Annotated in this window: 18 protein-coding genes, 1 tRNA gene and 2 pseudogenes; 20 read left to right on the top strand and 1 reads right to left on the bottom strand. The window is 48.2% G+C overall.

Going from position 1 to position 22700, the window contains the following annotated elements:
- Positions 1 to 43 precede the first annotated feature (43 nt).
- From U5R06_10215 to U5R06_10240, 6 genes and pseudogenes are all read left to right on the top strand, one after another.
- Positions 44 to 126: transfer RNA gene (locus U5R06_10215), tRNA-Leu, on the top strand.
- Between the two features lie 92 nt (positions 127 to 218).
- Complete coding sequence (tig, locus tag U5R06_10220) at positions 219 to 1514, top strand: trigger factor (protein MDZ7723157.1); 1296 nt, start codon at positions 219 to 221, stop codon at positions 1512 to 1514.
- A gap of 25 nt (positions 1515 to 1539) precedes the next feature.
- Positions 1540 to 2139, top strand: a complete 600-nt coding sequence (clpP, locus tag U5R06_10225; protein ID MDZ7723158.1) for an ATP-dependent Clp endopeptidase proteolytic subunit ClpP — start codon at positions 1540 to 1542, stop codon at positions 2137 to 2139.
- A gap of 41 nt (positions 2140 to 2180) precedes the next feature.
- Positions 2181 to 3454, top strand: a pseudogene (gene clpX / locus U5R06_10230) (ATP-dependent Clp protease ATP-binding subunit ClpX).
- A 10-nt stretch (positions 3455 to 3464) separates the two neighbouring features.
- Complete coding sequence (yihA, locus tag U5R06_10235; GenBank protein MDZ7723159.1) at positions 3465 to 4055, top strand: ribosome biogenesis GTP-binding protein YihA/YsxC; 591 nt, start codon at positions 3465 to 3467, stop codon at positions 4053 to 4055.
- Positions 4056 to 4618: 563 nt separating this feature from the next.
- Positions 4619 to 5158 carry a transposase gene (locus U5R06_10240; protein MDZ7723160.1) on the top strand — a complete coding sequence of 180 codons (540 nt, stop codon included), beginning with the start codon at positions 4619 to 4621 and terminating at the stop codon, positions 5156 to 5158.
- A 64-nt stretch (positions 5159 to 5222) separates the two neighbouring features.
- Here the strand turns inward: U5R06_10240 and U5R06_10245 are convergent, their stop codons facing one another.
- Positions 5223 to 5384 (bottom strand): hypothetical protein, encoded by a 162-nt coding sequence (locus tag U5R06_10245; protein ID MDZ7723161.1) that lies wholly within the window; start codon positions 5382 to 5384, stop codon positions 5223 to 5225.
- 1613 nt (positions 5385 to 6997) lie between these two features.
- On the opposite strand from U5R06_10245, the gene U5R06_10250 reads away from it, so the two are divergent.
- The 14 genes and pseudogenes from U5R06_10250 to U5R06_10315 all read left to right on the top strand — a co-directional run bounded on the left by U5R06_10250 (position 6998) and on the right by U5R06_10315 (position 22693).
- A complete protein-coding gene (locus U5R06_10250) occupies positions 6998 to 7270 on the top strand; it encodes a hypothetical protein (protein ID MDZ7723162.1) in 273 nt (90 codons plus the stop codon).
- Positions 7271 to 7314: 44 nt separating this feature from the next.
- Positions 7315 to 8163 (top strand): LysM peptidoglycan-binding domain-containing protein, encoded by an 849-nt coding sequence (locus U5R06_10255; protein MDZ7723163.1) that lies wholly within the window; start codon positions 7315 to 7317, stop codon positions 8161 to 8163.
- A 97-nt stretch (positions 8164 to 8260) separates the two neighbouring features.
- Positions 8261 to 8563 (top strand): hypothetical protein, encoded by a 303-nt coding sequence (locus U5R06_10260; protein ID MDZ7723164.1) that lies wholly within the window; start codon positions 8261 to 8263, stop codon positions 8561 to 8563.
- Positions 8564 to 8571: 8 nt separating this feature from the next.
- Positions 8572 to 9236, top strand: a pseudogene (locus U5R06_10265) (PhoH family protein).
- Between the two features lie 14 nt (positions 9237 to 9250).
- Positions 9251 to 10150: a hypothetical protein gene (locus tag U5R06_10270; GenBank protein ID MDZ7723165.1), complete on the top strand. Its 900-nt coding sequence runs from the start codon at positions 9251 to 9253 to the stop codon at positions 10148 to 10150.
- Positions 10113 to 11555 (top strand): HDIG domain-containing protein, encoded by a 1443-nt coding sequence (locus tag U5R06_10275; GenBank protein MDZ7723166.1) that lies wholly within the window; start codon positions 10113 to 10115, stop codon positions 11553 to 11555. Before U5R06_10270 ends, U5R06_10275 begins: the two co-directional genes overlap by 38 nt.
- Entirely contained in the window at positions 11552 to 11983 is a 432-nt protein-coding gene (gene ybeY, locus U5R06_10280) for an rRNA maturation RNase YbeY (protein MDZ7723167.1), read from the top strand. The genes U5R06_10275 and ybeY overlap by 4 nt, the downstream gene beginning before the upstream one ends.
- A gap of 163 nt (positions 11984 to 12146) precedes the next feature.
- Positions 12147 to 13451: a hemolysin family protein gene (locus U5R06_10285; protein ID MDZ7723168.1), complete on the top strand. Its 1305-nt coding sequence runs from the start codon at positions 12147 to 12149 to the stop codon at positions 13449 to 13451.
- Between the two features lie 69 nt (positions 13452 to 13520).
- The gene (locus U5R06_10290; GenBank protein MDZ7723169.1) at positions 13521 to 14714 is read left to right on the top strand and encodes a hypothetical protein; all 1194 of its coding nucleotides are present in this window, start codon (positions 13521 to 13523) and stop codon (positions 14712 to 14714) included.
- Between the two features lie 85 nt (positions 14715 to 14799).
- On the top strand, positions 14800 to 15003 hold the full coding sequence (locus U5R06_10295; protein ID MDZ7723170.1) for a cold shock domain-containing protein: 204 nt from the start codon (positions 14800 to 14802) through the stop codon (positions 15001 to 15003).
- Entirely contained in the window at positions 14987 to 16303 is a 1317-nt protein-coding gene (locus U5R06_10300) for a P-loop NTPase (protein MDZ7723171.1), read from the top strand. Before U5R06_10295 ends, U5R06_10300 begins: the two co-directional genes overlap by 17 nt.
- Before the next feature lie 198 nt (positions 16304 to 16501).
- Positions 16502 to 17128, top strand: a complete 627-nt coding sequence (locus U5R06_10305; protein ID MDZ7723172.1) for a hypothetical protein — start codon at positions 16502 to 16504, stop codon at positions 17126 to 17128.
- 642 nt (positions 17129 to 17770) lie between these two features.
- The gene (locus U5R06_10310) at positions 17771 to 21388 is read left to right on the top strand and encodes a S8 family serine peptidase (protein MDZ7723173.1); all 3618 of its coding nucleotides are present in this window, start codon (positions 17771 to 17773) and stop codon (positions 21386 to 21388) included.
- A 111-nt stretch (positions 21389 to 21499) separates the two neighbouring features.
- Complete coding sequence (locus tag U5R06_10315; protein MDZ7723174.1) at positions 21500 to 22693, top strand: pyridoxal phosphate-dependent aminotransferase; 1194 nt, start codon at positions 21500 to 21502, stop codon at positions 22691 to 22693.
- Positions 22694 to 22700 lie beyond the last annotated feature (7 nt).

Raw genomic sequence — 22700 nt, forward strand, 5'->3', positions numbered from 1 at the left:
AAATTGACTTTGGCTGGTGTTCTTGTTATATTATTCATCTTTGGCGAGAGTGGCGGAACTGGCAGACGCGCTAGACTTAGGATCTAGTGCCCTCGCGGCGTGGGGGTTCGACTCCCCCCTCTCGCACATAAATCGATCGGCGAGGAACCCGGTAGCATGTGGACACTCGGCGATTTTTTTATGAACAATTAACCAATATCACAAAAAGAGGGTGAGTTTTGCAATACAATGTAAATACAAACGAAAAATGGCACACCACAATTAAAATTGAATTTCCGGTTGAGGAATCCAAACCCAAGTATGACACCGTGTTTAATGCGTACAAAAACATCAAAATTGAGGGATTCCGCAAGGGCAAAGTACCGAAATCTCTGATTGAGAAAATGTACGGCGATGAGATCAAGCATCAGGCATTTCAGGAAATGATGGACAGTGCCTGGAAAACCATACTGGATGAGAATGAGTTTAAAATTCTCGATGAACCGCGCATCACTGAAATGAATTACGATGAGAAAAACGGCTTTTCATTTCAGATCGAATTTGATGTATTTCCCGAATTTGAGGTCAAGGATTATACCGATTTGCCGCTGGAATACAGCGTATACGAAATTACAGATGAAGATGTGGATAAAGCCGTGGAGAATTTACGTCAGCGCCAGGCCATGATGTATACCGTGGACGGAGAAGCACAAGACGGACATCATGTGGTGGCGGATCTGCAGCAAGTGGACAGCAGCGGCACGCCGATCATCGGCCGTAAATTTGAAAATCAGCAGCTCTGGCTGAAACATGATGATGAGGAATTGACGCCGCAGCTGCGGGGTGTTGAGGCGGATGAAGAACGCAGGATTTCTCTAACGATCAACGACCCGCAAAGCGAAGACGAGTCCGGGAAGGAACATTTTTTTAATGTCAAGGTCAATGAAATAAAAGAGCGACGGCTTCCGGATCTGGATGATGAGTTTGCCAGGGATGTCGGGGATTTTGACAGCCTAAATGCCCTGCGCGACCAGGTCAGAAAAGAGCTGGAGCAGCAGGCTGAAGAAACCAATCGCGCCGAGTTTGAGAATGTGATTGTCGATGAGATGATCAAGCGCAATAATATCGAGGTGCCGGAATCGGTTTTGAAGCGTTACCTGGATAATCTGGTCGAGGCTCAAAAAGAACGCGATGAAAATGCGGATGAGGCGTTTATTCGGCAGCAGTATGAACCCTTTGCCGAGCGCAATATCAAACGGCATTATATTATGCGCCAGCTGATCGATCAGGAAAACATCAGTGTTGATGACAAAGAGGTTCAGGCCCGCATCGACGAGAGGCGCGCTTTGCAAGAGAACGGCGAAGAACACGCCAAACAGATCGACGAAAGTGATGAGGAAAAAGAAAACATCAAGGATGATCTGTTGTTCAAGAAAGTGTTTGATTTTTTGGCGGAAAAAGGCAATATTACAGAGAATAAAAAATCCTGGTACCAGGAGGAAGAGGAAAAAGAAAATTCTGGTATCAGTACATGAGAATTGACACAATGAGGATAAAGTTATGGGATTGGTACCTGTTGTAGTTGAACAGACCGGCCGCGGAGAGCGCGCTTATGATATTTTTTCCCGGTTATTAAAAGAACGAATTATTTTTGTCGGCAGTCCGATTGATGACAATGTTGCCAGCCTGGCTATCGCCCAGATGCTGTTCCTGGAAGCCGAAGACCCGGAAAAGGATGTGTATATGTATATCAATTCTCCGGGCGGTGTGGTGTCATCGGGACTGGCGATTTATGATACCATGCAGTACATCAAACCGGACATTGCCACGATTTGTATGGGGCAGGCCGCCAGTATGGGCGCTCTGCTGCTTGCCGCCGGCGCCAAAGGCAAACGTTCGGCGCTGCCGCACGCGCGCATTATGATCCATCAGCCGCTGGGCGGCGCCCAGGGTCAGGCCAGTGATATTGAAATTCAGGCCAATGAAATCCTGACGCTTCGAAAAGAGCTGAATAAAATTATGCAGGTGCACACCGGTCAAACCCTGAAGAAAATCGAAAAAGATACCGACCGCAACTTTTTTATGAGCGGTGAAGAGGCCAAAAATTACGGTATTATCGATGAAGTTATGGACCGCCGGGAGATTGATAAATCTTCCTGACGTTCCGCACGGCGAACCCTAATGACACACAAGGATTATCTATGACAAAAAAAACAGGACAGAGCGAGCAGCGGTTTGCCATCTGTTCGTTTTGCGGTAAAAACTCCAGTCAGGTCGAAACCATTGTAACCGGTCCTGATGTCAGTATCTGCAACGAATGTGTCAACATTGCCAATCGTGTTATCGCCCGAGAACAGTCGAAAAAGGCGTTCAAGTGGGAAGGAGATATCCCGACGCCGAAAGAGATCAAAAAGAAATGGATTACTATGTCATCGGTCAGGAAGAGGCGAAAAAGACGATTTCAGTCGCAGTGTATAATCATTACAAGCGCGTGGACAGCACGCTTCAGGATGAAGATGAAGCGGTTGTTCTGGAAAAAAGCAATGTGCTGCTCATCGGTCCTACGGGTACGGGAAAGACCCTTTTGGCGCAAACACTGGCAAATTTTCTCCAGGTGCCGTTTACCATTGCCGATGCCACCACGCTGACCGAAGCCGGTTACGTGGGAGAGGATGTGGAAAATATCCTGGTGCGGCTGCTGCAGGCCGCGGATTACAATGTGCAGCGCGCCGAACGCGGTATCGTTTATATTGATGAACTGGATAAGGTTGCCAAAAAGAGCGGCAACCCGTCTATCACCCGCGATGTGTCCGGCGAAGGCGTGCAGCAGGCGCTGCTGAAAATGCTCGAAGGCACGGTTGCCGCGGTGCCGCCCAAAGGCGGACGCAAACATCCGGAAATGGACTTTATCAATTTGAATACAAAAAATATATTATTTGTCTGCGGCGGGGCTTTTGACGGTTTGGAAAAAATTATCGGCGCCCGCATCGGACGCAAGGGCATGGGCTTTGGAGCCGATGTGGATTCAAAAATAGCCGCGAATGAGCATATGCTGCGCCACGTGGAGCCGGAAGACCTGCTGCATTTCGGGCTGATCCCCGAGATTATCGGCCGTCTGCCGGTAACCGCCACTCTGGATGAACTGGATGAGGACGCCTTGTACCAGATCCTGACCGAGCCGCGCAATGCCCTGACCAAGCAATACAAACGGCTGTTCAAGATGGATGATATTGAACTCGAGTTTGAGAAAAATACGCTGAAAGAGATCATTGCCGTTGCGAAAAAACGCGGCACCGGCGCGCGCGGGCTGCGGTCGGTCATGGAACGGGTTATGAACGAGATCATGTTTACCCTGCCGTCGCGTAAAGATGTAGCGGAATGCCGGGTGACCCCAAAGGTTGTGACCGAGAATGCAAAGCCGTCCTTGAAACTCAAAGATGGTGATGATCAGGAACTCGCGGATTCGGCTGCGTAACCGCAACGTTATGAAACTGCAATCCGTTAAATTTATAACGAGCGTCACGTCAATGCGTCAATTGCCCACTGATGCATTGGCGCATATCGCTTTTGCCGGACGCTCGAACGTGGGGAAATCCAGTCTGCTCAATAAACTGCTCAACCGAAAAAATCTCGCTTATGTCAGTTCAACCCCGGGAAAAACCCAGCAACTGAATTTTTTTCTCATCAATGATAAATTCTACTTTGTAGATCTGCCGGGCTATGGGTTTGCCAAAGTCTCCAAACGCCTGCAGGACCGCTGGAAAGGATTGATCGAAGACTATCTGACCCGGACACCGGAACTCAAAGCCGTGGTCATGCTCGTGGACCTGCGTCTGGACGCCCAGCCCATGGACCTGCAATTGTACGAGTACCTGCATCAACTTCAGCTGCCGGTGATCATGGCCGCCACCAAAGCGGATAAATGTTCCAATAATAAAATCCAGGCACAGCAGGCCAAACACAAAACAGCCTTTCGTTTGTCGCCAAACGATCAATATATTGTCTTTTCCGCCAAAACCGGCCGCGGCAAACCTGAACTCATCAAAGCTTTGTCCATGCTGTTGAATCTGGACTAGTCTCGTCTTTTTATAGCAAGGATTCGTGTGAAGGGGTTGGTTTTAAAGTAATGTTAATTAACAAAATATGTGATGTGTAAACAGTAAGTACTGCAGTACGGTCTGTTTTTGACTGGTATATGGGATTCGTCCGTTGTGAGTTTAAATTTAGGCAGAGGAGATGGTCGGCCATGCGCCTGGGCGTCGATGTAGGCCGACCAGTTGGTCGGCCATCTGCCTGGGCGCACAAAACAGACATGTAACGCAGTTTTGAATGTCAGCGCTTTCTGTCGTAACGATTCATCCGGGAGCGCTGTTTAAGGGTTTTTAATCACGGTTCAGATTTTCGGTTTTTTTGAACCGTGCTCTACGGGTTTCGGATAATTAGCGTGTGAACGATTTTAATCAGCGACCAGTCAGGTGTCGTGTTAGACCAATAGGCCGATATTTAATGGGGAATTTTTATGAATTCAAACGAAAAAATATTTTATCACCGACATTTGCCTCATTATCAACCTTTTGATGCGACCTTTTTTGTGACATTTCGGTTATACGGATCAATACCTCAACGGGTTGTGGAGCAAATGAAAACCGAAAAGCGCCTGGCTGAACAGCGCATCAGGCGACACGGGGTAAAGGTCGAATCACGACTTGATCGGCTGCGCAAACTGCATTTCAAAAAGTATGACGATCTTTTGGATACGGGTGATTATGGCCCGACCTGGCTGCAGCGTTCGGTACTTGCGGATATTGTTGTAAAAGCCCTGCAATATCGGGATCAACGTGTGTATGACCTGATTGCCTGGTGTGTGATGCCGAATCACGTGCATCTGGTGTTTGAAACGAATGCAGAGTATGCAAAGCATGGGAAACGCGGTCGATCTCCGTATTGGGTGACGAATATTCTGGAAAACTTGAAATGGTATACGGCAAAGGAATGTAACAAGGTTTTGAAACAAAAAGGCCGGTTCTGGCAAAGTGAGAGTTATGATCATGTGGTTCGACAGTCCGAGGAGCTTGACCGGATTGTTCGCTATGTGATGAATAATCCCGTCAAGTCCGGTCTGGTGAACGGGATGCAAGAGTACAAATATTACTGGTGTTTGGAAAAGTTTGAGATGTAGGCCGACCAGTTGGTCGGCCATCTGCCTGGGCGCAGGGAACAGACATGTAGCGCAGTTTTGAATGTCAGCGCTTTCTGCTGTAACGATACATCCGGGAGCGCTGTTTGAGGGTTTTTAAACGCGGATCGGATTTTGGGTTTTGTTGAACCGTGCGGTGCTGGTTTCGGGATCGATTGAGTGTGAACGGATTGAGAAACGCGGCCAGTCGAGTATCGCGGTCAACCAACCTGGTCGACCTACATTAAACCCGACGAGATCGTCGGGCGTGTGCCTGGGTGCATGGAATGGGCTTGTACTGTTGCATTGAATGTCAACGCTTTCTGCCGTAACGATACATCCGGGAGCGCTGTTTGAGGGTTTTTAATCACGGATCAGATTTTATTTGTTGAACCGTGCGGTGCTGGTTTCGGATTGATTGAATGTGAACGGATTGAGAACGCGGCCAGTCGGGTATCGCGGGTCGACCAACCTGGTCGACCTACATTGATGTAGGCCGACCAGTTGGTTCGGCCATCTGCCTGGGCGCAGGGAACAGACATGTAGCGCAGTTTTGAATGTCAGCGCTTTCTGTCGTAACGATTCATCCGGGAGCACTGTTTGAGGGTTTTTAAACACGGATCAGATTTTATTTGTTGTAACCTGTGCGGTGCTGGTTTTGGATTGATTGGATGAAAACGGATTGAGAACGCGGCCAGTCGAGTATCGCGGGTCGACCAACCTGGTCGACCTACATTGATGTCGGCCGACCAGTTGGTCGGCCGTGTGCCTGGGTGCATGGAATGGGCTTGTACTGTTGCATTGAATGTCAGCGCTTTCTGCCGTAACGATACATCCGGGAGCGCTGTTTGAGGGTTTTTAATCACGGATCAGATTTTATTTGTTGAACCGTGCGGTGCTGGTTTCGGATCGATTGAATGTAAACGGATTGAGAACGCGGCCAGTCGGGTATCGCGGGTCGACCAACCTGGTCGACCTACATTGATGTAGGCCGACCAGTTGGTCGGCCATCTGCCTGGGCGCAGGGACAGACATGTAACGCCACACTGAATGTCAGCGCTTTCTGTCGTAACGATTCATCCGGGAGCACTGTTTGAGGGTTTTTAAACACGGATCAGATTTTATTTGTTGAACCGTGCGGTGCTGGTTTTGGATTGATTGGATGAAAACGGATTGAGAACGCGGCCAGTCGAGTATCGCGGGTCGACCAACCTGGTCGACCTACATTGATGTCGGCCGACCAGTTGGTCGGCCATCTGCCTGGGCGCAGGGAACAGACATGTAGCGCAGTTTTGAATGTCAGCGCTTTCTGTCGTAACGATTCATCCGGGAGCACTGTTTGAGGGTTTTTAAATACGGTTCAGATTTTGGGTTTTGTTGAACCGTGCGGTAATAACGGTTTCGGATAATTAGAATGTGAACGGTTTGGGAATGCGGCCAGCCGGGTCAGAAAATACTGGCCGGGGATGTGTGTTGCAATCGCATGTCAGTACAATATATCCCGCAATGTTCCGCCTTTGCCGCACGGAATGAAAACAGAGGGGGGAGCGGAAGACAGCCTGGCTGCAGCGAGGGGGATACTTTTTTAAAAATCAGAGGTGTAAACTGCTATTTTTTTCAATATAGGGGATGAAAAACGCCTATGCTTTTGTTTTGAATTATACGTAAAAGCATCAGGAATAGCTTTGATCATTCATTTAATTTTATTAAATTGTAAATAATAGAGATAACTTATTTTCCGCTTGACTCTTAAACTATTTTTCATTAAAATAAATCAACAAATGCTGTACATGTTATTTTTATTTCATAACAACCATGAACCCGAAAGGAGGTGTAGCGTCTATGAAACACACCCTCAAGACTGCTACGGTGTTGACAGCAATCGCAGTGCTGCTTGTCATGTTCGCTCTGACCGGATGTAGTAATGCTCCGAATGAAGAGGAACTGAAGGCTTTGGAAGAAGCCAAAGCTGCTGCGTTGGCTGCCGAAGATGCACAGGCCAAATGCGAGAGTGAAAAAAGCGATCTTGAAAGCACGTTAGCTGACAAGAAACAAACTCTCAATGAGATGAAGGAAGAAAAAGAAGTTGTAACCGAACGTTTGCAAGAAATGTAAAAATCATGAGTTTGTTAACATTAAAAACCCGTGGAGGGATACTAATGAGAGTGTCAAGCAAAATTCTACTCACTTTGGTGCTTTCCTTCGTTCTTGTCTTTGGTGCCACGCTTTCGATTGCGCAGGAAGAAATGACAATGGAAGAGTATGAAGCACAATTGGCCGAATGGCAGCAGCGTGAAGCAGATGCCAGGGCCGCCAAAGAGGAATGCGAAGCAGCTGTTGAAGCACTGAATGAAGAGGTTCAAACCGTTGAAAGCCAAACTCAGGAAGTTTGGAATGAAATTCTGTCAGAAATCGGCACCGATGTAGCTGGTGTTGATGAGTTCCGCGGCCAGTTGGAATCCCTGGATGAGCAGGCTGACGGCCTGTTGGCCCTGTCCGCAGAAGAGTTGTTTGAAAAACGCGATGAAATGACCGCGCTTGAAGAGCAACTTGCTGCCGCCAAAGAGAACAGAATCGCTGCATTAAGTGAAATGCAGGATCTGATCGCAACCATCGAAGGAAAACTGGCACAAATCAACAACAAAATGCCCAAAGCTGTTTACGACGACTATAATGTGGTCGTGGGCGACTATCTCTGGAAAATTTCGGGCAAAGAAGCCATCTATGATGACCCGACCCAGTGGATGCGAATCTATTCCGTCAACACGGACCAGATTGACGATCCTGATTTGATTTTCCCCGAACAGGTTCTGAAAATTCAGCGCGGTCTGGGTATGGATCAATACCTAATTGCCAAAGGCGATTATCTGCAGAAAATTGCAGAGAATCCCGAGGTACTGGGTGATCCGTCCAACTGGACAAAAATCTATGAAAAGAACAAAGAGATCATCGGTGATGATCCCAATATGGTCTTTCCGCACACTGTACTGGTGATTCCCCAGGAATAGATTTTTTTCTTGAAATTTATAAAGATGAAACTTGAACTCTCGGTCTGTTGTATAATTGCAGCAGGCTGAGAGTTTTTTTGTAAAGGCATTTGCTGATTTGGAAAAACGTATTAAATTAAGCGGAATTGATCCTATGGCGTTCTACGGCGCCCGGGATGTCAATCTGCGTTTTCTCGAGGATTATCTCAATGCCGAGGTAATTGCGCGCGGAAACGAGATGCTGGTTCGCGGCAGTGAAAAAGATGTTCAGGAAGCGGATAAAGTGATCGGTGAACTTTTACTGCTGGTGAACCGCAACGGCAGTATCTCCCCGGATGACGTGGAAACGGCTGAGCCGGTTGTCCGACTGGCAGCAGCCCTCCGAGACGGTACAGGACCGGGAGGATGTGGTGCTGTATGACCAAGCGCGATCCTGTGAAACCCAAGACCGCCGGACAGCGTGACTATTTTCAGTCCGCCCGGGAAAATGACATTGTATTTTCCATTGGTCCTGCGGGAACGGGGAAAACCTTTTTGGCTGTGGCCATTGCACTGTCTTTTATGCGCGAAAAAACTGTGGACCGGATTATCCTTTGCCGGCCGGCGGTGGAAGCCGGTGAAAATCTCGGTTCTTTGCCGGCGACCTGCGGGAAAAAGTGGATCCGTATTTGCGTCCGTTGTACGATGCGTTGTTATCCATGATTCATCCGGATAAACTGCGCAAGCAAATGGATGCCTCGATTATAGAGATCGCGCCACTGGCTTATATGCGCGGTCGGACTTTGAATAACAGTTTTGCTATATTGGATGAAGCCCAGAATACCACCTCACAGCAGATGAAAATGTTTTTGACACGGCTGGGCCCCAATTCCCGCGCTATCATCACAGGGGATATCACCCAAATCGATTTGCCGGGCAATATGATCTCCGGGCTGGTGGAGGTGCAGAATATTCTCAAAAATATTGACGGTATCGGTATGGTTTACCTGAGCGACCAGGATGTGGTACGGCACCGTCTGGTGCGCAAAATAATCAATGCTTACAATCGTAAAGACGCTGATCTTCTGAATGAACCCAACGATCAAACTCAGTAAGGATGCAGTGAACTATGTTGAATTCCAAAAAGCGGTCGCGTAAAACCGATTCGCCAAAACCCGACAAACCGAAAAAGTGGTATCAGCAGTATTGGTTTGATATTCTGTTTGTGGTCGTTCTGTGTGCGATTCTGGCCCTTATTTTCCCAAGAGGAAAGTCTTATCAATTTGGCGACCTCAAGGAAGGCAGCGTTTACGTCGGTGAAGAAGTCATCGCCCCGTTTACGTTTTCGGTGAACAAGAGTGAAGAAGAGTATGCAGATGATATTGAACAAGCCCGCGAAAGTGTAAAACCTGTTTTCGAATATCGGGCTCAGGTGGAGCAGACGCAGCTGGATCGTATCCGCGTGTTTGCAGAGCAGATGAACGTTCTGCTGAAAAATCCGACAACAGAGGCTGCAGATCTGAAATCCGTGCTCAATGATGCGGGAATCGTCCTCTCCGACGCCGATCTCCGGTCACTGATGACCGGTTTTGAGAGCGGCGGGATGACGAGCGACCGTGTAGTGAACAAGCGAGTCGAGAGTTTTAATCAGATCATTGATGCGGTCAAACCGCTGGTGAAAAAACGTTATACCGCGGGAATCATTGACCGGCTCAAACGTGAGTTTGCCGAGTCACGTGACCGGATATCAGTGCGCAAATCCGGCGGTGAAATTGTCGAAAAACTGGACTATTACCACGATATCAATGAAGCCTCCAACGCCCTGCTGGAGGATTTGCGCGAAACCGGGGATATGGGGGAGAATAAAGTCGAAGTTGCCTATTCCATCGGCTCGGCGTTTCTGCAGCCCAATTTAATTTACAATGAACAGGAAACCGAACTGCGGCGCAAAGAAGCTGTAAGCAGTGTGCCGCTTGCCAAGGATCAGGTGCTTGCGGGCGAACGATCATCGACAGTCATCAGCGGCTGACCCGGCAGGGCCTGTCGAAAAGCTCCGATCGCTTGCACAGGCCAAAGCCGAACGGGGAGAGATGCACGGTTTTTGGCAGAATGTCAAACCGGCTGTCGGACAGTTCCTGTTGATTGTGGCGATTTTGGCCCTGTTTGTATTTTTCCTGTGGAAAGACAATCGCGAGCTGTTAAAACCCATCAGAGAACGTGTATTGATCGCGCTGTCCATCCTGTTTGTAAGTATTTTTATTTATCTGTCCAATCGGTTTACTTTGTCTCCCTATGTGATCCCGGTTTCAACCCTGGCCATTGTGGTTACCGTTTTTTTTAATGTGCGGGTGGGGTTTTATTCCGTGATAGTGATGAGTCTGTTGACCGGCGCGTTGCGGGGGAACGAGTTCAGCATCACCTTTGTTTCTTTGTTTACCAGTTCCATCGCCGTACTGAGCGTCAGTCGCGTCCGAAACCGCAACTGGATTATACGATCAGGGCTGGTGATTGCCGCCGCGTTTTTGGTTTCCATTACCATTATCGACTTTGTCGGGTATTCCGATTTTAGTGATATCGCACGCGACTGGGGATTCGGTGTGCTGAACGGCTTTTTGTCCCCCGGACTGGCTTATATCCTGATTATTGTCTTTGAATCAATGTTCGACAAGACCACGGATATGACACTGCTGGAATTGTCCGATTTTAATCATCCGCTGCTGAGGCGATTATCTCTTGAAGCTCCCGGAACTTACCATCACAGCTATTTGATCGGTATGCTGGCGGAGAGCACTACAGAGGCGCTCGGTGGCAATGCCCTGCTGGCGCGTGTCGGTGCCTATTATCACGATATTGGTAAACTGGAAAAACCGGAATATTTTGTGGAAAATCAGGCCAAAGGACGCAATCCTCAGGAAAAGCTGGCGCCGCGTATGAGTTCGTTGATTCTGTCCAATCATGTGCGCCGGGGACTGGAGATGGCGCGTGAATACGGTCTGCCAAAAGAAATAGAAGCCTTTATCATTCAGCATCACGGCACATCCCTGATGAGTTTTTTCTATCAGAAAGAACTGGAACAAAAAGACGCCCAGGATGTATCAGAAAGCGAATTCAGGTATCCGGGGCCCCGGCCGCAAAGTGTCGAAACCGCCATTGTTATGCTCGCGGATTCCGTGGAAGCGGCTTCACGAACACTCAAAGATCCCAAACCCACCCGAATTAAAAATCTGGTTGAAAATATCATTGATGAACGTTTTGAGAGCGGTGAACTCGATGAAGCGCCTCTCACTCTCAAAGACCTGTCCAAGATATCCGCCGCTTTTCAGAAAATTCTGAACGGCATTTTTCACGGCCGTGTCGAGTATCCGAATCAGAATAAAGGTGAAAAGAAAGAAGAGAATCAGGGTAAAAAGACCGAGCAGCAGGACGAGGCATGACGCCTCTATCGGTCGAAAATCCAGCCGGATGTGACGCTGTGAACGAGCCTCTAATTCGGGATCTCATAGATTGGATCATGAAACAACCGGGCACCCCTGACGATTGGACGCTTACCATTGTTTTTGTCAATGATGATTTTATTTCAGATCTGCATGAACGCTATATGAATACTCCGGGCCCGACGGATGTCATTACGTTCAATTTGACGGACATCGGCGGCCCTCTGGAGGGGGAGATATATATCAGTTGTGAAACTGCAACGATAAATGCGGACCATTACCAGGTCACACTCGAGAATGAACTTTGCCGATTGTCTGTGCATGGAATGTATCATTTGCTGGGCATTGAAGATACAACGCCTGAAAAAAAACAGAGAATGACGGAGCTTGAGAATGCGGCATTATCCGCTGTTGTACCAAAGCCCTGATGTCCAGTGGGCAGGAAAACAGGATCAAGCGCTGAAACATCCGATGCCCGGGTTTTTATTCTGTTTCCTCTGCTTTACTGATGAAAATGATTGATTTGCAATTAATGTTTTGTTACATTATTGTTTCAATACACTGTTAAACGATCAGGAGGATTTTTCTCTTTTGGATTTCGATCCTTATAGTCATCTTTTTCTTTTTATTGTGCTGCTTGGGGCTTCGGCCTTTTTTTCCGGTTCTGAAACAGCTTTTTTCAGTATCGGACAGCATCAGCTGAGTGAGCTGAAAAATAAAACATCGCAAACCGCCAAACGCATTTTGATGCTGTTGAATCATCCCAGACAGCTGTTGATTACCATTCTTATCGGCAATACGCTGGTCAATGTGGGGGCGGCTTCCATCGGTTATATGTTAACAACCTATTGGTGTCGCATAGCCGGGCTGCCCGCGCAGTGGGCTATTGTGATCAACGTGGTGGCGGTCACTTTTGTTATTCTCTTATTCAGCGAGATTTCACCCAAGATTATTGCGGTTAAAAATTCGATCCGCTTTGCCGGTATAGTCTCCCCGATTATTTTTATGCTGTTCCTGCTTTTTTATCCGCTTACCTTTCTTTTGGCGCGGATGATTGATGTCATTAAAATTATTTTCCGTGTGTCCGAACCCATGCCCGAAAAATATATGCGGGTGGAAGAGTTTCAGACGCTGCTGAATATCGGAGAACAGCAGGGCGAACTGGAGACCGATGAAAAAGAAATATTAAACTCTATTTTTCATTTCGGAGACACAACTGTCCGGGAGATCATGATTCCCCGAACCGATATGGTGTGTGTGTCGGATGATACCTCCCTTGAGGAACTATCCAAAATGATCAAGGAAAAAGGCCATACCCGGATTCCGGTCTACAGTGAGACCGTGGACAAAATACAGGGTATCATCAATGCAAAAGATCTTTTGCCGTTTATTTATCAGCCCGATACGTCCATCGATATTTTGAGTCTGGCCCGGACAGCGATTTTTGTTCCGGAAAGTAAAAAAATCGACGACCTGCTGCGTGAATTTCAGATGCGCCGACAGCATATGGCGATTGTTGTTGATGAATACGGCGGTACTTCGGGATTGGTAACCCTCGAAGATGTGATTGAGGAAATTGTCGGTGAAATTCAGGATGAATATGACAAGGAACCGCCGTTGTATCGCAAGATCAGTGCAACACAATATCTGTTCAATTCAAAAATCGATATCAATTCAATCAATGATCTATTGGGTACCGATATCCCGACGTCGGAAGATTATGACACGCTGAGCGGATTTATTCTTGAGCACAAAGGGTATTTCCCTAAAGAAGGCGAAACCTATGAATGGGATGACACTCATTTTACGATGGAAAAAGTAGAAAAGAACCGGATACTGCTGATACGTGTTGATATAACAGACTCGGAAGAGAACGATAATATTGAAATTAACTAAAATTACTTGACTAGTTTTTGATTATTTAATACCTTTAAAAAAACTCTAATGGAAACAAGGAGAAATCGAATGCTGAAATTAAAATTTAACTTTCAGGACGTGTTGAGGGCGCCGCGCCTGGCGTTTAGCCTCCAGAGAATGTGGATTCAACTGGTTGGTTTGTTTTTTGGTTACCTTGGCTATCTTGTATTTACGTATCTGAGCTTTCTCAGCAATGGCTTTGATCTTGCTGTGATGTGGCAGAGGTATGGATTGTTTCCCTGCGCATTTACCGGCGGAGACACGCTGGCCTGGTACTCTCTGATTTTGGCTATCATCGGTGTACTGGCGCTATTTATCGCCTTTTTATTAACCAATACGGCTGTTTCACGGGCAGTGTACATGTCCGCCAAAGGCAACACTTTTTATACCTGGCGTGAATCTTTTGCATTTGCGTTCCGTAAATTGGCTTCGGTTCTTTTAACTCCCATATCGCTGATGATCCTTGTGGGATTGCTCGTTTTAGGGGCTCTGGTGATTGGATTGTTGGGCAAAATCCCCTTTATCGGTGAAATTGGTGTCAGCCTGTTCACCGTATTCTGGTTTCTGGCCGCTTTGTTTTTGTTTTTTGTGGCTATCGTTGCGGCTATCACTTTGCTTTACGCGCCCAGTATTCTTGCGACGACGGATGAAGATGCATTCGAAGCTGTTTTCCAGAGTTTTTCCATGACCTGGTCGCAACCGTGGAGAATGATTTTCTATCAGGCTCTGACCCTGGTGCTGAGTGTTCTGGCACTGGGAATTTTCGCAGCCTTTGTCAAAGAAGCGATTGTGATTATGAATATGCTGTTTGCCTGGTTCATGGGCGCTGATTTTATTAATCTTGCGAATAACGGGCAGGCCATGCTGCAGAGCTGGACACTTTTGGCTCAGGATGCGGTGAACTTTTTGTTCCAGGATTACCAGCATCTGGTCTATTTTACCCGTGAATTCAGCCTGATCCCGGTCGAGTCTTTGTCCGTTTCCGTGGTTATCGCTTCCTGGCTGTATGCGCTCAGTCTGTTGTTCCTGGGCGGATGGGTTGTCTCTTACGGTTTGTCTACATTCAGCGCCTGCAATACGATCTCGTATATCGTGATACGCCAGAAAAAAGATGAAGAAAATTTGCTCGAGCGCGTTGACAAGGAAGAAGAAGAGGAAGAGGACGAGGAAGAAATCGAAGAAACTCCAGCCGAACCGGAATCCGCAGAAGAATCCAACGAATCTTCCGAAAAAAGAATCTGAATAAACAGGCAAGCCGGCCTGTTACCTTTAAGGTGATGGCCGGCTTTTTGCAACATTTTTTACAGTATGTGCATGGGAGCGCTATATGGTTTACGGCACCGTAACACACTGGGAGGCCGGCAAAGGATATGGATTCATTGAGATTGATGATGATGATGAGCAGGTCTTTTTGCATGTTTCCAATTTGGCAACTATCAAACCTCAGGAAATCGAGGAGGGCATGCGTCTCCGATTCGACATTCAAAGTGATATGAAAGGTGACAAGGCTGTAAATGTCCGTAAAGCATAAAATCAACGGTACTATGATGCCCCAGGTATTTATTAAAATAAATAATGAGCAGGTCGGTCCTTTGAACCATAATGAGCTCCGGGATCTGGCTTCAAATGGTGAATTTTGTTCGAATGATCTGGTATATCTCGAAGAGTCCGAGGAATGGGTGGAAGCTTATACTCTGGAACGATTCAGACATCTTTTTCCTGATCGTGAACCAGCGCATGATAAAAAGGTATTCGCCATTGGCGGCGGCAAGGGCGGAATCGGAAAAACCATGTTGACCGCATCGCTGGGGATCGGGCTTGCATCGCAGGATAAAGATGTTGTGATCGTGGACGCTGACCTGGGCGGCGCGAATTTGCACACCTATATGGGGATACTGGAACCTGAATATACCTTTTATCATTTTTATACCCTGCAGCGCGAAAGTCTGGAGGATATCTGTCTTCCGACTCCGGTCGATAATTTGCGATTGATCAGCGGCTCCTGCGGTACCCTGGGACTAGCGAATCCCCGTTATTCCCAGAAAAAGAAATTTATACGCCATCTGGCGCATTTGAATGCGGATATTGTGTTGCTGGATCTTGGCGCCGGTTCGTCCTATAATGTGATTGATTTTTTTCTGGCTGCGGATGAGGGCATTTTGGTGACCACGCCGGAGCCGGCCGCGATTCATGAAACGTTTAATTTCCTGAAACTGTCTATTATGCGCAAACTGTTTCAGGCGTACAAGAAAAATCAACCGGTCAAGACGATTCTCGATCAATATTTGCATTCCGAGCCCGGTAAAATGCATTTTACCATGCAGGATATTCTCAAAGATGTCAATCAGGTGGATGAAGCGGCGGCGGACCGCATCGAATCGTTTTTATCCAACCTGTATCCAAAATTGATCCTCAATATGGTGCATTCAGCCGCAGAGATCAAAGAAGGCGATGCGTTCCGGGCGGCGGCGTTGGAGCTTTTGAACGTCCAGGTCAATTATATCGGCTATTTGAATTATGACAACACTATCCGCAAATCGATTAAAGAACTGCGTCCGTTCATGATTGAAAATCCAAAGTCACGGTCCGCCCGCAATCTGAACAAAATAATTACCCGCGGATTGCTGCAAAAACATGGTTGGGATGCTTATAAATCAAAGAAATATGCTCAGCGGCAGCTTGTCGAAGAAAGCAAAGAGTATCCCGAAACTGATCTGAACGGCGGTGAGACCATTTGCTCGGTCAATTGTTTTTACTGGGGCGAATGTGAATATCAGCGCGGTGGCTACCCCTGTCCCATCAAAAATTTCAATCCCATGTTCAAGGGATAATTCCCCCCCTTTACAATTTTTGAAACTCTATGAAAAAGAATACGTCTTTATACTAAAGTTCGACAATTGTCAAGTTTGTTGTTTACACCGAGCCGGTTTTTCAAATCCCATGTGGGGAAGACCTGGCGATTTTGTTGTAAATATAATATTTAACAAAGTGTCGAACCTGGGTGAACTGATCTTTACAGGGAGACTGTTATGAAAAAGACTGTTATGCTTTTGATGCTGCTTTGCACGTCCTGTTTCAGCATGGGATTGAGTGTCAACAAATCTATTGTGGTTGAAAAAGGGGAGCGCACCGGCGGATGCACATCTGTAAACGGATCGATTACGGTGAAAGATGATGCCAAAGTATACGGCATGTGCCGAACTGTGAATGGGCAAATCCGGATTCAAGGCAATTGCCGGGTGGAACATGTTCAGAGTGTGAATGGATCGATTCATATCGGTGAGGCCACAGATGTAGAGGGTGATATCTCTACAGTCAACGGGAGTGTAACCTGTAAGAAAAAAGTCAAAGTAGACGGCGATATTAAAACCGTGAATGGATATATCGAGCTTGTGAATACGACCGTGACGGACGATATTTCCACTCATAACGGCGATATCACTTTAAATAAAAACAGCACTGTCTTGAAAGATATCATCATCAAGGACAGCCACAACAGCCATGGAAACCCGAATCATCTAAAGATTCGTATTGTTGATTCCACGGTTGAAGGAGACATTGTCAACCGCGATCGCCAAAAGTCGGTCACTGTTTATCTCGTCGGTGACAGTCGGGTAAATGGCGAGTTTCTTAATATTGACCGGGTAGAACGCTGAATCACGCCAATTATTTTCAAGCATGCGGTGTGCTTTGAACACTTGCCGCTGTCAATGTTTTGTTGATCGGATAAATAAGATCATCTTGCATTGATAGGAAAACAAAGCATAGCATTAGAGCACACCGGTTGGCCCTGCCATATTTTCTTTCCCATAAACACCCCGGATATCCTGATTAACATGTTTCCCGATTAATAAATATTGACTTTTCAAAGATGCTGAGAATTCGAGACTGACTGCGATATTCAATGTTGAGGCTATTTTGAACGCTTTTCAACGCCAGCTGCATTTTTCGCAGGTCTGTGCTTGCTGGTTGATTTGATGAAGAGGGATCGGGTTTTCATTCTCGACAACACTTTTCGCTGGGCTTGATTTTTCGGAATGATTGTTGCTTAATCGTTGTATTCAATAATCAAGGTTTACTGTTTTTATCATATTTCCGGTTCAACTCTTTGAAAATATTAGCTTCAAATGAGAACTGTTCCTGAACCTGGTTTCTTTTAATAAAAGATATGTTCGATTATCGTACACGAAACGGATACAGTGTCAAAATATTGAACGGTTTGAACAGCACAGCGCGTCCTGTTTCCGAATCCCGAATGTGCTCTCGGTTGCAGTGAACAGATACAACGGAGTATAAATATGCGCAAGACTTTAGTTTTATGTCTGTTTGTAGTTATCGGACTATCCGGATTGTCCGCGCGTCCCCGGCCTGAACAACAGGCCAGACTCAGAACCATGTCGCAGCGCCTTGAGCAGGAATACGCAGAAAAACGCGCCCGGGCTGTCGACCTGGCCCGGCGCCGGAACTGGCCGCTGGAAGTGCAGCTTGCGGATAACCGCCAGGCAGAGCTGATGTACCTGATCGACGGCAGACCCGAGTATTATGTGACCAACAATCTGGGCGCCGCCCAGACCACGCGCGCCGACGCCTTGTGGCCCGGCGGTTCGCTGGGACTTTCGATTAGTGGTTCCGGATATGCCAAACTGGGAGAATGGGACGGCGGCGCGGTGTTTACGACCCATAATGAATTTACCAACTCCGGGGCAGACCCTTCCAGAGTGACACAGGCGGATGGCGCTTCCAGTATCAAGTGGCATGCCACACACGTGGCCGGCACCCTGATGGGCGGCGGGGTGTATTCAAGTACCTCAGGTATGGCCTATGACGCGCAGCTTTCTGCCTATGACTGGACCGATGATGCCGGTGAGATGGCAGCCGCTGCAGCGGACGGCATGGAAATTTCCAATCATTCCTATGGCGCGGTAAGGGGGTGGGCCTATGGCTCATATGTTTTTTCTGGCGATGATTGGTATTGGTTTGGCGCTCCATCTGTAAGTGAAGAAGAAGACTTGTGGTTCGGCTTTTATTCTTCATCATCACGGGACTGGGACGAAATTGCTTATAATGCACCCAATTATCTGATTGTTAAATCTGCCGGAAATGATCGCGATGACAGCGGGCCCGATGCCGAGACACCGGGACATTATGTTTACAGTTATATTAGGAAGCAATGGGAATGGGTGGAAACTATCAGGCCAGCTGACGGTGGTGATACGGGATATGATACATTGCCGCAAAAAAGTGTTGCAAAAAATATTTTAACCATCGGCGCTGTCCAGGAGGTGCTGGATTATACCGGCCCCTCTGATGTAATTATGGCCGGATTCAGCAGCTGGGGGCCGGCGGATGACGGCCGCATCAAACCGGATGTTGTCGGCAAGGGCATTAATGTGTTATCGGCTTATTATCACCCTGATTCCAATAGAACAGATCTTTATGCTTATTCTAGCGGTACATCCATGTCGTCTCCGAATGTGGCCGGAACCCTGGTGCTCCTGCAGGATTATTACCAGAGCCTGCACAGCGGCACGCCCATGACCGCCGCAACGCTCAAAGCCCTGGCCATTCACACGGCGGATGAGGCCGGAAGCAACACCGGTCCGGATTATCAGTTCGGCTGGGGACTGGTAAACGCGGAGGAAGCGGCGCAGACTATTGAAAAAGACGCCAATTTGCACAATGTGCTGGATGAATTGACCCTGAATGACGGCGGCAGCTACAGCCGTTTGGTGTATGCCAGCGGTACCGAACCCCTCAAAGTAACGGTGGTCTGGACCGATTTGCCGCCACATCCCGACGACATGCCGAACTCTTCTCTTGATCCGCCTGATCCAGTCCTTGTCAATGATCTCGATCTGCGCCTGACCCGGGATGCGTCCACGTACTATCCCTGGTCTCTCGATGTGTCGAATCCGTCCAATGCCGCGACGCAGAGCGGGGAAAACAATGTCGATAATGTGGAACAGGTGTATATTGCCGATCCGTCCGAAGGATGGTATACCATTACCATCGATCATGACAATACACTCTACAGTTATAACAGCAGTACCGGCAATTATACAGCCGGATCGCAGGATTATTCGCTCATCATCAGCGGCACCCGGCCGCCGCAGCCCAGCGATCTGACAGCCGGCAATGTTCAGCGCAACAGCGCCGATATTTCCTGGACGGAAGCGGGCGAAGCCGAGACCTGGAATGTCGAGTATGGCACAAGCGGATTCTCACAGGGCAGTGGTGCGCAGACGCAGACCCTGTCCAATCCGTTTTCTCTTTCCGATCTGGATAATAATGGCGAATATGATGTCTATGTCCAGGCGGTTACCGGCAGTGAGACCAGCGTCTGGACCGGTCCATACACCTTTGCCATGAATCCCACGCCGCCGGGGCATATGCTCGCATTTGACGGTATTGACGATCATGTCGACGTCGGCAGCGCCGGTTCGCTGCAGACGGTGGAATTCTGGATGTGTCCGGACAATACCGACCAATCTATCCTGCAATTGTCCGACTCGCACTACCTGACGGTATCGGGGGGTGTTCTGGATCTGGCCGGTGTGACCGGAGAGAGTTTTTACGTCAACGGGCAATCCGGCTCGTCTGTGCCTGCGTCGGAATGGTCGCATGTGGCCGTGGTTCTGGAATCAGCTGTAAACGCCACGCAATTCAAATTGAGCGTGGGCAACAGCAGCACTTTTGCCGGTAAACTGGATGAATGCCGGTTGTGGTCGGATGCGCGTTCTCAGAGTGAAATACAATTGAACCTGCACAACACGCTCAGCGGCTCCGAAACGGGATTGGCCGCCTGTTATGCGTTTGATCATGCGTCCGGTCTGGAGTTGACCGATTTATCCTCCGGAGGTCTTGACGGCGCGTTAACCAATATGAACGGCGACGAATGGAGCGAGTCCACGTGTCCCGTGGGTGACAGCGGCGACTGGATGACCTCGGGCAGTGCGACGGTGGCTGAGTTGACCGTGACCTATGAGGACGGAAGCAGTGGTGAACTGGGTGTATACAGCACCGGCAGCGGCGGCAGCTGGCTTCAGGAGGACAATGGATTGTTTCTGGATAAATTCTGGGGTGTGGAAAATCAGAGCGGCTCTGTAACAGCGACATTGAATTTTGATCTGTCCGTGCAGACTCTGCCTTCCGGAAAAAGCTGGAGCGATGTCGATTTACTGACGCGTTCGGACAAAACGTCGAACTGGAGCAATATCACTGATCTGTGCAGTCACACGCCGACTGACGCCGAACCCTGGTTTGAGATCACCCGGTCTTCATTTTCCGAGTTTCAGCCGGTTCTGGATTCTCCCATTCCCGTCACCCTGAGTCGATTTGTGGCGGAACCGCGGGAATCCGGTGTACTGCTGAGCTGGCAGGTTGAAAACAATGTCAATACAGCCGGATTTTTTGTATCCCGCGCACGCGGTGAAACCGGCGATTTTGTGCGCATCACGGATCAATTGATTCCGGCCGGACCTTTGTCCGTGCAAACATTTGAATATCTGGATGAAACCGTCATGTCCGGTTTCTGGCGCTACCGACTGGAGAGCGTGGACCTGAATGGCGGGTTGTCCCCTTACACGCCGGTTGCCGTGAATTTGCTGCAGTCCGGAATAAGCAGCGAGTCGCTGCCCGGGACATTCGCGTTGTATCCCAATCATCCCAATCCGTTCAATCCGGCCACAACCATTGCATATGACGTGGCCCAGGCATCGGATATATCGGTCTCGGTTTATAATGCTCTGGGACGAAAAGTCCGGAGTTTGGTGAACCGCAGACAGTCGCCGGGACACTATAAAGTGACCTGGAATGGACGCGATGACCAGGGTGTCAGACTCTCCAGCGGCATCTATCTGATTATTTTCAGTCATGATAACGGACAGCAGGTTCAAAAGACAGCTTTGATGCAGTGATTTGATGTTAACATGAACTCTAAAAGGCTGCTGGACGTGGTTCAGCAGCCTTTTTTTTTATTCTTTGATTATCAGTTTAAAACTATTATCTTTAGAAAAACCGAGGAGATTATGGCTATCGTAACGTCTCAAATCCAAACTTATATCGAAACACAATCCTGGATCCGCCGGATGTTCGAGGCAGCGGCCGAACTCAAGGCGAAATACGGACCTGAACATGTTTTTGATTTCAGTCTGGGAAATCCCGATATTCCGCCGCCTTTGCAAGTCAGTGAGGCATTGAAAGAAATTGCGGAACAAGCCCGGCAGCCTTTATCGCTGGGATACTGTCCCAATGCCGGACTGCCGGATTTGCGCGCTGCGTTGTCGAATAAAGTCAGCGCCGAGCAGCAATTGTCTTTGGAGGCGAAACACCTGATTGTCACCAATGGTGCAGCCGGAGCCCTGAATGCGCTGATGCGTTCCGTGTTGAACTCTGGAGATGAGGTGTTGTGCTATTCACCCTATTTTGTCGAGTATGGGTTTTATGTGGGCAATTACGGCGGCACATTCGTTCCGGTCGAATCAGAGAACGGAACGTTTGCTCCGAATCTGAACGCGCTGGAACAGGCTATTACTCCGAAAACCCGGATGATGATCATAAATTCTCCCAACAATCCCACCGGTCGCATCTATTCTCGGGAAGAACTAAAAGGCATTGCCGGCGTATTGCGGGAAAAATCGCGTGAATACGGTCAACCCATTTTGCTGGTTTCGGATGAACCCTACCGGTTTTTAAGCTATAATCAGCAGGTCCCGGCCGTGCTGCCTCTGTACCGTGATTCCGTTGTCATCAGTTCGTTTTCTAAAAGTTTGTCTCTGGCCGGCGCCAGAATCGGTTACCTGGCCTTGAATCCGAATATCACTGATTTTGAACTGTTGAGCGCCGGTGTGACTCTGTCCAATCGCATTCTTGGATTTGTCAATGCGCCTGTGATCGGACAAAAAGTGGTGCTTCAGGCTCTGAATACCGGAGTGGATGTGACCCTGTATGATGACCGCCGCCGCGCGATGGCTCAACTGTTGGATCAAGCCGGACTGGAGTATCAGATGCCGCAGGGTGCGTTCTATTTCTTCCCCAAGGCCCCCTCCGGACTCTATGATCAGGAATTTGTAGACGCGTTACGAAAAGAAAATATTATTGCCGTGCCCGGTAAGGGCTTTGGTTGTCCGGGATACGTTCGTTTGTCCTATTGTGTCAATAAAGATATTATAGAACGCGCCCGGGAGCCGATGCTGCGTGTGATGCAATCGATCCATCAATAAAGGAAAG

The organism is candidate division KSB1 bacterium (assembly GCA_034521575.1).
Lineage (GTDB): Bacteria > Zhuqueibacterota > Zhuqueibacteria > Residuimicrobiales > Krinioviventaceae > JAXHMJ01.

What these genes read in the sequence shown, in the direction of transcription:
- yihA (MDZ7723159.1), top strand. Translation starts at nt 3,465, where the DNA reads ATGAAACTGCAATCCGTTAAATTTATAACGAGCGTCACGTCAATGCGT.
- U5R06_10305 (MDZ7723172.1), top strand. Translation starts at nt 16,502, where the DNA reads ATGAAAAAGACTGTTATGCTTTTGATGCTGCTTTGCACGTCCTGTTTC.
- U5R06_10300 (MDZ7723171.1), top strand. Translation starts at nt 14,987, where the DNA reads ATGTCCGTAAAGCATAAAATCAACGGTACTATGATGCCCCAGGTATTT.
- ybeY (MDZ7723167.1), top strand. Translation starts at nt 11,552, where the DNA reads ATGACGCCTCTATCGGTCGAAAATCCAGCCGGATGTGACGCTGTGAAC.
- U5R06_10270 (MDZ7723165.1), top strand. Translation starts at nt 9,251, where the DNA reads ATGTTGAATTCCAAAAAGCGGTCGCGTAAAACCGATTCGCCAAAACCC.
- U5R06_10255 (MDZ7723163.1), top strand. Translation starts at nt 7,315, where the DNA reads ATGAGAGTGTCAAGCAAAATTCTACTCACTTTGGTGCTTTCCTTCGTT.
- U5R06_10295 (MDZ7723170.1), top strand. Translation starts at nt 14,800, where the DNA reads ATGGTTTACGGCACCGTAACACACTGGGAGGCCGGCAAAGGATATGGA.
- U5R06_10290 (MDZ7723169.1), top strand. Translation starts at nt 13,521, where the DNA reads ATGCTGAAATTAAAATTTAACTTTCAGGACGTGTTGAGGGCGCCGCGC.
- clpP (MDZ7723158.1), top strand. Translation starts at nt 1,540, where the DNA reads ATGGGATTGGTACCTGTTGTAGTTGAACAGACCGGCCGCGGAGAGCGC.
- U5R06_10240 (MDZ7723160.1), top strand. Translation starts at nt 4,619, where the DNA reads ATGAAAACCGAAAAGCGCCTGGCTGAACAGCGCATCAGGCGACACGGG.
- U5R06_10315 (MDZ7723174.1), top strand. Translation starts at nt 21,500, where the DNA reads ATGGCTATCGTAACGTCTCAAATCCAAACTTATATCGAAACACAATCC.
- U5R06_10250 (MDZ7723162.1), top strand. Translation starts at nt 6,998, where the DNA reads ATGAAACACACCCTCAAGACTGCTACGGTGTTGACAGCAATCGCAGTG.
- U5R06_10310 (MDZ7723173.1), top strand. Translation starts at nt 17,771, where the DNA reads ATGCGCAAGACTTTAGTTTTATGTCTGTTTGTAGTTATCGGACTATCC.